Source organism: Aliiglaciecola lipolytica, assembly GCF_018860635.1.
GTDB classification, from domain to species: Bacteria; Pseudomonadota; Gammaproteobacteria; order Enterobacterales; family Alteromonadaceae; genus Aliiglaciecola; species Aliiglaciecola lipolytica_A.
Window position 1 is genome coordinate 82,050 of record NZ_JAHKPT010000006.1, and the last position, 13,737, is coordinate 95,786.

General features: G+C 39.7%; 14 protein-coding genes. 8 read left to right on the top strand and 6 right to left on the bottom strand.

Translation table 11 applies throughout. The features are described from left to right. Nucleotides 1-14: 14 nt before the first annotated feature. Nucleotides 15-434 (top strand): Holliday junction resolvase RuvX, encoded by a 420-nt coding sequence (ruvX, locus tag KO530_RS02800; protein ID WP_216046879.1) that lies wholly within the window; start codon nt 15-17, stop codon nt 432-434. A 2-nt stretch (nt 435-436) separates the two neighbouring features. Here ruvX and KO530_RS02805 read toward each other — a convergent pair whose 3' ends face one another. From KO530_RS02805 to KO530_RS02815, 3 genes are read right to left on the bottom strand one after another with little or no spacing between them, the layout of a single operon-like run. Continuing rightward, a complete protein-coding gene (locus KO530_RS02805; protein WP_216046880.1) occupies nt 437-763 on the bottom strand; it encodes a putative signal transducing protein in 327 nt (108 codons plus the stop codon). Between the two features lie 5 nt (nt 764-768). Further along, on the bottom strand, nt 769-1,881 hold the full coding sequence (locus tag KO530_RS02810; RefSeq protein ID WP_216046881.1) for a PilT/PilU family type 4a pilus ATPase: 1,113 nt from the start codon (nt 1,879-1,881) through the stop codon (nt 769-771). Nucleotides 1,882-1,890: 9 nt separating this feature from the next. Beyond that, entirely contained in the window at nt 1,891-2,934 is a 1,044-nt protein-coding gene (locus tag KO530_RS02815) for a type IV pilus twitching motility protein PilT (RefSeq protein ID WP_216046882.1), read from the bottom strand. A gap of 29 nt (nt 2,935-2,963) precedes the next feature. On the opposite strand from KO530_RS02815, the gene KO530_RS02820 reads away from it, so the two are divergent. The 6 genes from KO530_RS02820 to KO530_RS02845 all read left to right on the top strand — a co-directional run bounded on the left by KO530_RS02820 (nt 2,964) and on the right by KO530_RS02845 (nt 9,577). Next, a complete protein-coding gene (locus tag KO530_RS02820; RefSeq protein ID WP_216046883.1) occupies nt 2,964-3,656 on the top strand; it encodes a YggS family pyridoxal phosphate-dependent enzyme in 693 nt (230 codons plus the stop codon). Nucleotides 3,657-3,669: 13 nt separating this feature from the next. After that, nucleotides 3,670-4,491 carry a pyrroline-5-carboxylate reductase gene (gene proC, locus KO530_RS02825; protein WP_216046884.1) on the top strand — a complete coding sequence of 274 codons (822 nt, stop codon included), beginning with the start codon at nt 3,670-3,672 and terminating at the stop codon, nt 4,489-4,491. 14 nt (nt 4,492-4,505) lie between these two features. Next, a complete protein-coding gene (locus KO530_RS02830) occupies nt 4,506-5,027 on the top strand; it encodes a YggT family protein (protein ID WP_216046885.1) in 522 nt (173 codons plus the stop codon). Nucleotides 5,028-5,036: 9 nt separating this feature from the next. Beyond that, a complete protein-coding gene (locus KO530_RS02835) occupies nt 5,037-5,462 on the top strand; it encodes a DUF4426 domain-containing protein (protein WP_216046886.1) in 426 nt (141 codons plus the stop codon). A 100-nt stretch (nt 5,463-5,562) separates the two neighbouring features. Continuing rightward, complete coding sequence (locus tag KO530_RS02840) at nt 5,563-6,846, top strand: ABC transporter substrate-binding protein (protein ID WP_216046887.1); 1,284 nt, start codon at nt 5,563-5,565, stop codon at nt 6,844-6,846. 139 nt (nt 6,847-6,985) lie between these two features. Continuing rightward, on the top strand, nt 6,986-9,577 hold the full coding sequence (locus KO530_RS02845; protein ID WP_216046888.1) for an ATP-binding protein: 2,592 nt from the start codon (nt 6,986-6,988) through the stop codon (nt 9,575-9,577). An 89-nt stretch (nt 9,578-9,666) separates the two neighbouring features. Here the strand turns inward: KO530_RS02845 and KO530_RS02850 are convergent, their stop codons facing one another. From KO530_RS02850 to yaaA, 3 genes are all read right to left on the bottom strand, one after another. Then, complete coding sequence (locus KO530_RS02850) at nt 9,667-10,062, bottom strand: DUF3718 domain-containing protein (RefSeq protein WP_216046889.1); 396 nt, start codon at nt 10,060-10,062, stop codon at nt 9,667-9,669. 135 nt (nt 10,063-10,197) lie between these two features. After that, nucleotides 10,198-11,454 carry a lytic murein transglycosylase gene (locus tag KO530_RS02855; RefSeq protein WP_216046890.1) on the bottom strand — a complete coding sequence of 419 codons (1,257 nt, stop codon included), beginning with the start codon at nt 11,452-11,454 and terminating at the stop codon, nt 10,198-10,200. A 93-nt stretch (nt 11,455-11,547) separates the two neighbouring features. Then, nucleotides 11,548-12,321, bottom strand: coding sequence for a peroxide stress protein YaaA (gene yaaA / locus KO530_RS02860; RefSeq protein ID WP_216046891.1), 774 nt, complete (start codon nt 12,319-12,321; stop codon nt 11,548-11,550). A gap of 379 nt (nt 12,322-12,700) precedes the next feature. On the opposite strand from yaaA, the gene tal reads away from it, so the two are divergent. Beyond that, complete coding sequence (gene tal, locus KO530_RS02865; protein WP_216046892.1) at nt 12,701-13,654, top strand: transaldolase; 954 nt, start codon at nt 12,701-12,703, stop codon at nt 13,652-13,654. Nucleotides 13,655-13,737 lie beyond the last annotated feature (83 nt).

The following is a 13,737-nucleotide window of genomic DNA, read 5'->3' on the forward strand; positions in this document are numbered from 1 at the left end:
AGGCGTTTAAAATTATGACAAGCACCTCTAAAACCTTATTGGGTTTTGATTTTGGAACCAAAAGTATTGGTGTTGCTATTGGCCAAGAAATTACCGGTACAGCTTCGCCGTTAGAGGCAATTCATGCCCGTGATGGTATTCCTGATTGGGAGCTGGTAAATAAAGTCTATGAACAATGGCAACCCCATTTAGTGGTCGTTGGGCTGCCTTTAAATATGGACGGTAGCAAACAAGAGATGACGTTTAGGGCGCAAAAGTTTGCGAACAGGCTACACGCAAAATTTAAAGTCCCAGTGCAAACTCTTGACGAGCGTCTAACCACTGTAGATGCAAAAGCACGATTGTTTGAAATGGGAGGGTTTAAAAAGCTCACTAAAGGCAAGGTAGATAGCGCTTCTGCATGCTTAATCTTAGAAAGTTTTATGTCACAGTAAAATTATAATGTGTTTGCCGTGGCAGTGATACTATTGCCACAATTCCAACACAGTGAAAAGCTTCCTTCATTTTCTTCATTGCATTTCTCACATACCCAATTTTTTGCCTCTGCAGGTTGTACGTCGAATTCCTCAATTAATTTATTCGCCTTGTGTTGCCATGCATCATCAGTTAACCAAACTTCAGGCATAGCATCTAATGGCGATAATTCCCCGATTGCGCCAATTGCAAACTCATTCTTAATAAAATTGGGAATGTGATTATCATCTAATAGCTGCTTAATCTGGTAGATACGAAAACGATCATTGTGCCAATAAATTTTTTTCATTCAGGCTAATCCATATCAATGGAAACATTAGACAGTGAACCTAAACCTGTCCCCTCTTCCGTATCCAGTTTAATCATTAAACGCAGGTCATTTGGTGAATCAGCATGATGGATAGCCTGTTCCATGCTAATGCGTTCTTGTTTATATAATTCATACAAAGCCATATCAAAGCTTTGCATCCCCATTTCTTTGCCTTTTTTCATTGCTTCTTTGAGCGAACCAATTTCATTGCGCTGAATTAAATCTGTCACTAATGGCGAGTTAAGTAAAATTTCGATGGCCGCAACCCGCCCTTTACCGTCAATCGTAGGAACAAGCTGTTGTGCAACAATGGCTCGCAAATTCAAACTCAAATCGAAACGTAATTTTTCATGCTGCTCTGGTGGTGCTAAGTGCATAATCCGTTCAATCGCCTGATTGGCATTGTTGGCGTGTAAAGTCGCCACACATAAGTGCCCGGTATCGGCAAATGACATGGCATATTCCATGGTTTCCATAGATCGAATTTCGCCAATCAAAATCACATCCGGCGCTTGTCGCAATGAACTTTTAAGCGCATCGTCGAACGAACGAGTGTCTATGCCCACTTCCCGTTGTGTCACCACACATCCTGCATGTTCGTGGACAAATTCGATAGGGTCCTCAATGGTCAGTATGTGGCCTCTTGAGTTTTGATTACGATGTCCCATCAATGCAGCTAAGGATGTTGATTTACCGGTACCTGTAGCCCCAACAAACAACAACAGTCCTCGCTTGGACATTATGACGTCTTTAAGTATCTCTGGTAGGCCCAGCTCATCGGCTTTGGGAATTTGCGTAACGATGCGGCGAACCACCATGCCGGCCATATCCCGCTGCCAAAAGGCACTGCAACGAAAACGTCCAATGCCATCTCTAGCAATCGCAAAGTTACACTCTTTACTGTTATTAAATTCGTCCTGCTGTTTCTCGCTCATAACGTTATGAACCAGTGCAAGTGCGGCTTCTTCACTTAAACGCTCATCATTGATCGGCGTCATTTGCCCATTTATTTTTGCACTAATGGGAAAGCCAACTGTAATAAACAAGTCTGATGCACCTTGTTCTGCCATTTTTCTCAGATAAGGATTTAAGTCCATTGGATACTCCTAGAAACCAATTTTTGGTTGTTTATCAACAGATTTAGACGCCGCATCTTGGGCGGTTATCACGCCTTGAGCAACGAGACGTTGTAAACATTGATCCATGGTTTGCATTCCATGGGCCTGACCGGTTTGAATTACCGAATACATTTGCGGAACCTTATCTTCACGGATCAAATTACGAATTGCTGGAATCCCTATCATAATCTCATGAGCTGCAATTCGGCCGCCGCCCACCTTCTTCAACAATGTTTGAGAAATTACCGCTCGCAAAGACTCTGAGAGCATGGAGCGTACCATCGACTTTTCTTCAGCCGGAAATACGTCAATGATTCTATCTATGGTCTTAGGTGCTGAGTTGGTATGTAAAGTTGCAAATACCAAATGGCCTGTTTCGGCAGCGGAGATCGCCAAGCGAATGGTTTCTAAGTCCCGCAATTCACCCACCAGTATCACATCGGGATCTTCCCGTAATGCAGATCGCAGCGCATTATTAAAACTGTGAGTATCCCGATGCACTTCACGTTGGTTGAGTACACAAAGTTTGTTTTGATGGACAAATTCAATGGGATCTTCAATGGTTAGAATGTGCTCTCTTTTACTCGTATTGATGTGATCTATCATCGCCGCCAAGGTCGTACTTTTCCCCGAACCTGTTGCCCCGGTAACCAACACTATACCTGTAGGCTGATTAATAATATCTTTGAAAATAGCCGGAGCGCCCAAATCATCCAAAGTGAGTACTTTACTCGGGATAGTCCTTAGTACCGCCGCTGCGCCTCGGTTTTGCACAAAGGCATTGACACGAAATCGAGATAAATCTTTTACTTCAAAAGAAAAATCCACTTCCAAATTTTCTTCGTATTCTTTACGTTGTTTATCGTTCATGATTTCGTAAACCAACGCATGTACCTGTTTATGATCCAATTCCGGCACATTTAAACGGCGAATTTCACCGTCTACACGTATTATCGGTGGCAACCCCGCTGATAGATGTAAATCTGATGCATTATTCTTAACACTAAAAGCTAAAAGTTCGGTAATATCCAAAATACGATTCTCCGTCTAAATAGTGGCTCATGGAAACAATAGCAGAACGTCTCAAAAGCGCACATAAAAGCCTAACTATGGCATTAAATAAAGCTAATCGTGCGCCAAATTCAGTGCAAATACTAGCAGTGAGTAAAACAAAACCGGTATCTGATATCGTCCTTGCGTATGAAGCAGGACACCGATCATTCGGCGAAAACTATGTGCAAGAGGGTGTCGAAAAAGTTCAGGAATTGCAAGAGCTTAAAGATATCGAATGGCACTTTATTGGCCCCATTCAATCAAATAAAAGTAAACCCGTAGCAGAGAATTTCGACTGGGTGCAAAGTGTCGATCGAGAAAAAATCGCGAAACGCTTAAATAATCACCGTAGTGCGCACAAAAAATTAAATGTGTTAATTCAGGTAAATATCAACGCTGAAGAAAGTAAAGCTGGGGTTTTACCTAATGAAATTGAGACACTAGCCGCGCTAATTGATACACTACCCAACTTAACGCTTAGAGGATTAATGACAATTCCCAAAGCTTCACAATCTGCACAAGAACTGGTTAACACCTATCAACACATGCACCAACTTTTCGTCGACTTACAACACTCTTATGAATCAGTTGACACATTATCCATGGGCATGAGTGCAGATATAGAACCAGCAGTGCTAAATGGAAGTACTATGGTACGGGTAGGAACAGCCATATTTGGTGCCCGCAATTACACAACCTAAGAGACAATAATTTATGAGTGAAAAAACCATTGCGTTTATTGGCGCAGGTAACATGACACGTTCGATTATCTCCGGTCTGGTAAAATCGGGATATGATCCAAAGAAAATCATTGCCAGTAATCCATCTATCGGCAAATTAGAAAGTTTACAGTCTGAATTAGGGGTGAATATCACCCAAGACAACCAAGATGCCGTTAAACAAGCCAATGTCATAGTGCTTGCGGTTAAACCTCAACTGATGGAAACAGTTTGCCAAGATTTAGCCAGCAAACTAGATTTAAACGGCAAGCTATTTGTGTCCATTGCTGCGGGAATAAGTCACGCACGTTTGCTGGAAATGCTTGGCGGTAATTACGATTTGGTTAGAACGATGCCAAATACACCTAGCCTATTAAGTAAAGGCATGACAGGTTTGTATGCACCCGATACCCTTGCCGCTGATTTAAAAGAGTTTGTAGATCAGATGATGGGCAGTGTTGGTGAAACATTGTGGGTATCCACAGAATCCGACATAGATATCGTTATTGCCACAGCAGGCAGCAGCCCAGCCTATTTTTTCTTATTCTTAGAATCAATGCAGAATCATGCTGTGTCGTTGGGAATGAGCCAACAAGACAGCAGAAAACTAGTCCAACAAGCAATGTTGGGCGCAGCTGAAATGGTTTGTCACAATGAACACCTTGAAATTGGCGAGCTTAGAGCCCAAGTTACTTCAAAAGGTGGTACAACTAATCAAGCTATCGAGAGCTTTCAAACTAGTGATTTGCCGTCAATTGTCGCAACAGCGATGGATGCTGCAATTAGTCGTGCCCAACAAATGTCTAAACAATTTTAAAGGTATCAATATTTATGGAAGCCGTGGCTTTTTTGGTTGAAACAATTTTTAAGCTCTACTTGATGGTCGTCATGTTAAGACTTTGGCTACAATTAGCCCAAGCTGACTTTTATAACCCTTTGAGTCAATTCATAGTCAAAGTGACACATCCAATAATAGGTCCATTACGCAGAGTTATTCCATCTATTGGCAGATTCGATACCGCGACTTTTGTATTTGCGCTGGTCATTGCGTTGGCCAACATATGGGTGATTGCTGCGATTAATGGATTCATGTTAACCAATGTTTTTTGGATATTGAAAAACGCCTTGGTAATGCTGCTTGTTGAAGGGGTTCAATTAATTATATATGTGTTAATTATTCGCGCGATCTTAAGTTGGGTAAGTCAAGGCAACAACCCTCTTGAATTCTTATTCCAGCAATTAACTGAACCTATGATTGCCCCCATAAGACGCATCATACCGCCTATCGGTGGGCTTGATTTATCACCTATGATATTAATCATCTTTTTGCTTTTTATCATGCGACTATTTTAGGAAGATAAAATGTTTTATCGGGTTATTTGTATTTCACTAATAGTGTTTGCTAGTTTTGCATCGGCTGAACAGAAAAAGGTTTTGGGTGATTGGGATGTGCATTACATCGCCTTTAATACAACTTTTTTGACGCCCGAAATCGCTCGGGCGAATGGGATTGTTCGTAGCCCAAATAATACGCTAATTAATATTTCTGTTATTAATAGACAAAACGACCAGGCTCAAAAAGTAGATATTAGCGGCACCGCAAGAAACCTGCTGGGCACCACTATAGAACTTACTTTTAAACCGGTAGTCGAGGGAGAAGCCATATATTATTTGGCTTCGATGCCCTTCGAGCATGAAGATCATTACCGCTTCAATATTTCTTTACAACAGAATAAAGTACAGCAAACACTAAAATTTGAACAAAAGCTTTATCGTGAAGAACAGTAATAAATAAACGAATTTAGTTGTATTTTTATACCATTGTTTAATGGTAAAACCTGCCAAATTACTCTAACGTTTAGGTATTAAAACTAAACGACTAGTTTCCATGGAAAAGAATCCCAAGCTTTTGGATAAAACCAAACGCAATACCCTAAAAACGTTAGCTAAAAGTGGTGCTAGCGCCGTGCTTCTTAGCAAGGCGCCTTATGTGTTTGCCCGAACGAAAACCGTATTAAAGGTGCTTGGTACCCATGTAACTTTGCAAAACGAGTTGCGCGAGCAAGCCATGCAGGATCTAGGTATCGATTTAGTGTTTGAAGCTAGGGGCAGCGCAGCAGTCATGCAAAAAGCCTCAATGGACCCTAGTTCTTTTGATTTATACGAGCAATGGTCAAATAGTATCAATGTGCTTTGGGCAGCGGGAGCTATCCAAGCCATAGATAAAAACAGAATTACGCACTGGAATGAGATCAACTCATTAACCAAAACGGGCAAAATCACTGATAGCGCTAAAATTGGTGCAGGGGATGCCCCGTTTAAAATTCTACACGTACAAGACGACGGCAGTTTAGGTACAGATCACACCGACAAGATTAGTTTTTTACCATACGTACACAATGTCGATTCTTTTGGTTACAACACCAACAAAATACCTCAAGGAGTTCCATACGAAACCGAAAGCTGGGGTTGGTTGTTGGACGCCAAAAATAGAGGAAAGGTAGGCATTGTCAATGCGCCAACTATTGGCATCTTTGACTTAGCCTTAGCGGCCCAAGCCCAAGGTGTTCTGACGTTCAACGACATAGGTGCAATGTCTAAGCGCGAATTAGACATATTGTTTGATTACCTAATTGACCTAAAGCACCAAAATCACTTTAGCGGCTTTTGGACGTCTGTTCCCGAGTCAGTTGATTTTATGCGCTCTGACCGAGTTCACATTGAAAGTATGTTCTCACCTGCAGTATCTGCATTGAACGGACAAAATGTACCTGTCTCATTTGCCGCTCCTAAAGAAGGTTATAGGGGCTGGCACGGTGTCATGTGCATGTCATCTGCGATTTCCGCGAGTAAGAAAGATGCGGCCTATGATTATATGAATTGGTGGTTATCTGGTTGGCCTGGGGCTTTTATCGCCAAACAAGGTTACTATATTTCTAACCCACAACGTTCAGCTAAGTTTTTAAGTCAGGCAGAATGGGATTATTGGTATCGCGGTTTAGCCGCGATTCACGACTTGCAAGGGACTGATGGCAATATATCAGTGAAAAAAGGCGATATTCGTTCCGGTGGGAATTACGAAACGCGATTCTCAAATGTAGCAGTTTGGAATACGGTTATGCCCACTTACGATTATAGTCTGCAAAAATGGTACGAATTTATTAGCTCATAAGACATTTGGAGGTCTAAAGTAATTGTTTAATTCGTTAAAAATTCAAATAACGATAGTGTTAACTGCGCTGATACTTTTCTTAATTGCACAATCGTATTTGTCCACTAAAAATCAGGAAGTGTTTTTTTCTGGTATAACGTTGTCCCAACAAACAATGGAAAAGGTTGGACTTGTTCGAGATCTTGAAAAAGATGTTCTTGATATCCAGCGTTATGTACTGATTTTTAAACAAACTGCAAGTGACTCTGTGATCGGGCGTTTTGACTCCATTCACGAAAAAATCAATAACAACCTATCATTGTTAAATTCATCAATCCAATCTGATGGACAGGCAGAAGCCTATACCGATAGAATTAACAGAATGCGCGCCCACCTTGAAGAGTATAGAAGTAACTTCGAAACTGTTGTGCAAGGACGAAGTCGCAGAGAACGACTATTTGAAGATGACATTAAAACGCGATTTATTACTATCCAAACGCAGTTGCAAGAATATCAAACAAACACAAACCTTTCCGCAGAGCAATACAAAGACGTGTTAACAGCTAACCAGCTATTGTCTGAGGCACATACAAAATCATTAGAATATTTGTTAACACCAGATCCTGTCATTATTAAAGAATTTGATGATTTGCTGTCTCAAGCAAAAGATATTTTGAACAGTTCAATTCAAGACCCAAAAATGTTTATAGCCGTGGAAAGCGATCTGGGCAAGTTAAGCACTGATTTTAAACAACTTTCGCAAATTACTCGTGGCTATTTGTTTTTAATTAACGTTGTAATGGCAGGTTCCGCAAACGAATTTTTATACTTAACCCGTGAACTCAATCAACTTGTCACCGACAACCAACAACGAATCAATTCAGAAATTATTCAAAGCGGAAAAGATGCACAAAGCAGAAATAGTCTTTTTGCCGCCATAAGTGTAGCGCTTGCTGTGATAGCTGCGTTGTTTTTTACCTATCGGGTGATGATGCCAATATCTGAAATGACTGAGCTATTTAAACAGCTTGCCAGCGGCAAAGGTATCAATAAAAAAATACAAAGACGGCGAAATAACGAGATTGGCGATTTAGCCTCGGCAGCTCAAGTATTCCAAGAAAAGAACATACAGACCCAAGAGCTTTTAGAGCAATCAAAACAATTGAATGCCCAACAAGAAAAATTAAACAAAGAGTTGGCAATATCAACTAAGAAAGCTGAGCGGGCGTTGGCAACCAAAAGCATCTTTCTTGCTAATATGAGTCATGAAATCCGAACTCCTATGAATGGTATCATTGGCTTAGTCGATATAGTGTTAAAATCGAAACTGGATGAAGAGCAGAGAGCGAACTTAGAAAAAGTAGCTTATTCAACCCATATTTTATTGAATTTAATTAATGATATTCTCGATTTTTCTAAGATTGAAGCAGGCAAACTGGATATAGAAAAAGTTAAATTTTCACCCAAATCAATGTTCGAAAATTTACTCGCAAATATTTCTGCAAAAGGCAATGAAAAGAACCTCAATATTCATTTCATCGTGAACCCTCTTTTGCCTCGGGAGCTTATCGGTGACCCGATGAGAATAAGCCAAGTATTGCTTAACTTATGCACTAATGCGGTCAAATTTACCCGCAATGGTTCAGTCATTATCAACATAGACTTTGCGTCTTTAGGTAATAATAAAATTTGTTTGAAAATATCGGTAAAAGACACCGGTATTGGCATGGAAGAAAAACAGCTTAACAATATTTTTAATCCATTCACTCAAGCGGACGAATCTACCAGCAGAAGGTTTGGTGGCACAGGTTTGGGTTTATCTATTGTCAAACAGCTTGTTGAATTGATGGACGGAAAGATAACCGTTGAGTCCGAAGTAAATCGCGGAAGTCACTTTAAAGTTGACTTAGTATTAGATACCGAAAATCAGAATAAATGCATTATGGATTTAGGGCTTGCGGTTAGCATCGCGCACGTTTCTGTCCACGATTCAGGCTTAACTCCCCTTTCATATCTGCAAAAATTAGACAACGACTATGTATCCTTATCATTAACTGAAATTGATAGTTTTGATTTTCAAACCAAAGAAAATTCATTGTTGTTAATGGATATTGACGACATTAAAACCCATAAAGTCTTAAATCAACACATTGCAAACGCAAAAGAAAAAGGTGTCAAAATTGGTTTAGTCACTAATACACAACCAAGTACACTACCTTCATTATTACAACAAAAGTGGGATCTACCAGTACTTTCTCATCCATTTACGCCAAGGCATTTTAGCTTATTTGTATTGCAAGCTTTAGGGGTTGAAGTGCAGTACAACAAAGATGAATTGGGAGAAATAAGCCTTGTTCCAGCGCAACTCAGTGGCCATGTTTTATTAGTGGAAGATAATCATATCAACCAAATTGTTGCTTGTGAGATGTTATCAAACTTAGGCCTGACGTATGACGTGGCTGAAGATGGTCATCAAGCTGTTACAAAGATCGTCAATTCACCTCAATACGATATTGTTTTAATGGATATCCAAATGCCAGTAATGGACGGTTATGAAGCGACCAAACTGTTAAGGCAGCGGGGATTTGATGATCTAGTGATATGCGGACTATCGGCAAATGCGATGAGCTCAGATTATGATATGGCATATGCTGCTGGCATGAATGATTATATAACTAAACCAATTAAGCCTCAGATGTTAAATAAAATACTGAGTAAGTACCTTACCTCAGACGAAAAAACAGTCATGTAGTTGACTGTTTTTCGACTTGCATGCAAGTGATTACGCTATCAATTAATAAATATATAATAGGCTTAACAAGCAATGGTTGTTTAACCTTATTAGATTCTATCTTTTAAAACCGCTGAGATTGGTGACGAATCTAAGCCGTTTTCAGCGATCCAAGATTGCAGAGTTTTGCCATCATTTTCTGGTGAGGTTAAGTCACTTTTTGGCATTTTCTTAACTAAAAGTGTTCCTGTTTCAATGGCTTCATTAAACACAGCTGTTCTAATCAGACTATTTCCACCGCAGGTAACGCCTGAATAATAATCTTTTAATTTAAGACGAAAATCAGATTGTACCTTTTTCATCTTTTTGCGTAATTCACCTTTGTCATCCGTCTTAACAATAGTACAAATATTCTGTAATGCGTCGTTGATATCTGCTTGAGCTGGTCCGCTATAGAGAAAGGATGCAGTAACTACAAGAAGAGAAGTTTTAACAATTTTCAACATGGCTAATTCCTCAATTAATTAAATGTTTTCGAAATAATTTCAGCTGCGTTCGCTGTTGAGGTCATTAGACTAAAGTTCTATAACGGTTGAAATATGTACAGCAATACTCCGGTATATTGATTAATACAACTAAGGTTAAACACCATCTAGTTTTTGACTTTTATTTACCGCTTCTTGCACACTGATGAAAACACTTTGGTCTGGGTATCCGTCGGCTAACATATTGTTTGCCAATTGAAATTGACGAATTCCTTTGCGAGTGGCTGGCCCCATGATCCCATCAGCTTTACCTACATCAAAGCCTAATTCGTTTAATCCATCCTGTAATTCGATCATTTGACTAATAGGATAATTCGGTAAATCAGGCAACGACTTCGCCCACTCAGGCTTACCAATGATTCGGTCTGCTAGATAACCTACGGCAAGAGCATAAGACTCAGAATTGTTCCAGCGCATAATCACATCAAAGTTGCTGTAAACAAGGAAGGCTGGCCCTTTCGCTCCGGTAGGCAAGATCAAAGAAGCATCTATTTCACTTTTAGGGATCTTGTCATCATTGACCTTTCGAACGCCAAATTCCGACCACTGGGTTAATTGTTTACGACTATCTTTACCAGCGTGACTGTAATCGAAGTTAGCAGGGAGATTCACTTCTCTTCCCCATATAAACCCTTTTTTCCAGCCCAGTTTATTTAAGAAGTTAGCTGCCGATGACAAGGCATCAGGTTCACTATCCCATAAGTCTACTAAACCATCATTATCGCCATCTACCGCATAATTAATATAGGCTGAAGGCATAAATTGAGTGTGCCCCATGGCGCCTGCCCAAGATCCCAACATCTTGTCTTTTTTTAAGTTTTCTCTTTGCATTAACTTCAGAGCCGTTAGTAACTCCTGAGTGAAAAATCGACTACGGCGCTCATCGCAGGCTAATGTAGCCAATGAATCGATTATCGGCATTTTGCCTTTATAACTACCAAAATTAGTTTCTAATCCCCAAAATGATATTAAATAGTGTGCAGGCACCCCGTATTCTTGAGTTAATTGGTTTAATAAGTCTTTATGCTTACGCAGCATTTCTCGACCTTTATCAATTCGCCATTGGGTGACACGTTTATTTAAATAAGTAGGGAAAGTTTGTACAAACTCTGGTTGATTGCGGTCGTATTCGAGCACTTTATCAATCTGTTTCACATCATCTAACGCGTAAGAGATGACTGTTTTATCAATTCCCGCTGTCTCCGCTTTTTGCTGTATATCAGAGATACAGGCTGAAAAAACCTGCTGCGCTGAATCTTGTGCAGCCTCAATGGTGGCAGATTGTGCCATTAAGCTGGCAGAATAAAGCAAGTTGGCAGCGATCAAGGCGCTTTTGCTAATAACAGAAATCATATAGTTCCTTGGCGTTAGTGTTTCAAACAGTAGCTTACACTCGTTATATGGGCTTGTAATCATTTTCCCATTGGGATTTTAACGACTCGAGTATTACTGCTCTTCTCTGGTAAAGACCCATTGTTTATCATTACTTAACGATGCACTAAATTGATATCCGGCACTATCGAACTGTTTAATTTGTGCAGGGTCAGATAAGCGCTTTTCGATAATATAACGGGCCATCAATCCACGTGCTTTTTTGGCATAAAAACTAATCACTTTATATTCACCGTTCTTTTTATCTTTAAAAACGGGGGTAATGAGTTTTCCATTTAAGCTCTTGACCTTAACTGACTTAAAATATTCATTTGAGGCCAAATTAACCAGTACTTCATCACCTTGTTGGCGTAACGCTTGATTAATTCCAGCGGTTATTTTCTCACCCCAAAATTCATACAGATCTTTTCCTCGTTTGTTGTTGAGTTTCGTCCCCATTTCCAAACGGTATGGTTGCATAAGATCTAAAGGTCTAAGTAAGCCATACAAACCAGACAAAATTCGCATATGTTGTTGTGCATATTGAAGATCCTCTTCACTAAATTGCTCAGCTTGAATGCCGGTGTAGACATCACCGTTAAACGCCAAAATTGCCTGTTTAGCGTTGTCTTGGTTAAATGGCAAAGACCAACTACTAAACCGTGCAGCATTTAAGCCTGCTAATTTGTCACTGATATGCATTAGGCTAGATAAATCTGCCGGTGTTAATTTGACACACTCTTTGATTAACAGTTCAGAATCGGCCAAATATTCAGGCTGTGAGAAAAGTTGAGTAGTAGAGGGGGTTTCGTAGTCTAAATTCTTTGCAGGTGATACAACAACTAGCATCAAATATCCTTTCTTTTTATAGGCGTTAATTATGAAGTTCTGAGCAACTATCACTATACCATTAATTGTATTTACTAAACATTTTGACAAGCACAAATTTCACAGTTCAATTTTTATTTAATCGCAACTCTCTGAGTCAGAATCTAGGAGTTCATACAACTATTTTGAGTAATTACTCACAACTCATATAAATGCCCACTTTTATTTATTATAATATGACCATTATTTTTTAATAGTTCAATGTCCGATAGTGTAGAAACCAAACCTCAACAGTTATACCCTGTGAGTGATTCTAAAGGTTTACTATATTTCATGACGTAATCTTGATAACAACTGACTATCGATGATTGCAAAATTAATCATTTCTAAAGAGGTTTATATGACAAATCAATTAGCAGCTTTACGGGAAATCACCACAGTCGTGGCAGATACTGGTGACATCGAAGCAATTAAAAAGTATCAACCTGTTGATGCCACTACAAACCCATCTTTGTTACTTAAAGCTGCTGAATTACCGCAATATCGTTCATTAATTGAAGACTCCGTTGCATGGGCAAAAACCCAATCAGATGATGTCACACAGCAAATAGAAGATGCTGGCGATATGTTGGCGGTTAAAATTGGTAAAGAGATTGTCAATATCGTACCAGGTCGTATATCAACAGAAGTAGATGCACGCTTATCTTTCGATACACAAGGCAGTATTGCCAAAGCGAAAAAATTAATCGGACTTTATGAACAAGCTGGCGTGAGTAAAGAGCGGGTATTAATTAAACTTGCTTCTACTTGGGAAGGAATTCGCGCTGCTGAAATTCTGGAAAAAGAAAGTATTAACTGTAACCTAACGTTGTTATTCAGCTTTGCTCAAGCCAGAGCATGTGCTGAAGCTGGGGTTTTCCTGATTTCACCTTTTGTTGGACGAATTCTTGATTGGTACAAAGCAAGCACTGGTAAAGATAGCTACGCTGCGAATGAAGATCCAGGAGTAGTATCTGTCAGCAACATTTATCAGTACTACAAAGAACACGGTTATAAAACTGTTGTTATGGGTGCCAGTTTCCGTAATACCGGCGAAATAATTGAGCTTGCAGGCTGTGACCGATTAACCATTAGCCCAAATCTACTTGAAGAACTTTCACAAACTGAAGGTGGCTTAGAAACCAAATTAGTAGACAAAGGCGCCACTAAAACCCCTGGCGAAAAGCTAACTGAAAGTCAATTTAGATGGGAACATAACCAAGATCCAATGGCGACGGAAAAGCTTGCTGAAGGTATTCGCAACTTTGCCAAAGACCAAGACAAACTAGAAGTTATGTTGAAAGAGCTTTTGTAATTTCATTTATCCTGAGCTATAGAACACTTGTGTTTCTTATGGTCAATATAAAATTGAAATGATATAGCAACCTTTAATCGCCG

Bases quoted from the DNA above. Each gene is read 5' to 3' on its own strand.
- yaaA (WP_216046891.1), bottom strand. From the start codon at position 12,321: ATGCTAGTTGTTGTATCACCTGCAAAGAATTTAGACTACGAAACCCCC.
- KO530_RS02850 (WP_216046889.1), bottom strand. From the start codon at position 10,062: ATGTTGAAAATTGTTAAAACTTCTCTTCTTGTAGTTACTGCATCCTTT.
- KO530_RS02820 (WP_216046883.1), top strand. From the start codon at position 2,964: ATGGAAACAATAGCAGAACGTCTCAAAAGCGCACATAAAAGCCTAACT.
- KO530_RS02805 (WP_216046880.1), bottom strand. From the start codon at position 763: ATGAAAAAAATTTATTGGCACAATGATCGTTTTCGTATCTACCAGATT.
- KO530_RS02835 (WP_216046886.1), top strand. From the start codon at position 5,037: ATGTTTTATCGGGTTATTTGTATTTCACTAATAGTGTTTGCTAGTTTT.
- ruvX (WP_216046879.1), top strand. From the start codon at position 15: ATGACAAGCACCTCTAAAACCTTATTGGGTTTTGATTTTGGAACCAAA.
- KO530_RS02830 (WP_216046885.1), top strand. From the start codon at position 4,506: ATGGAAGCCGTGGCTTTTTTGGTTGAAACAATTTTTAAGCTCTACTTG.
- proC (WP_216046884.1), top strand. From the start codon at position 3,670: ATGAGTGAAAAAACCATTGCGTTTATTGGCGCAGGTAACATGACACGT.
- KO530_RS02855 (WP_216046890.1), bottom strand. From the start codon at position 11,454: ATGATTTCTGTTATTAGCAAAAGCGCCTTGATCGCTGCCAACTTGCTT.
- KO530_RS02840 (WP_216046887.1), top strand. From the start codon at position 5,563: ATGGAAAAGAATCCCAAGCTTTTGGATAAAACCAAACGCAATACCCTA.
- KO530_RS02810 (WP_216046881.1), bottom strand. From the start codon at position 1,881: ATGGACTTAAATCCTTATCTGAGAAAAATGGCAGAACAAGGTGCATCA.
- tal (WP_216046892.1), top strand. From the start codon at position 12,701: ATGACAAATCAATTAGCAGCTTTACGGGAAATCACCACAGTCGTGGCA.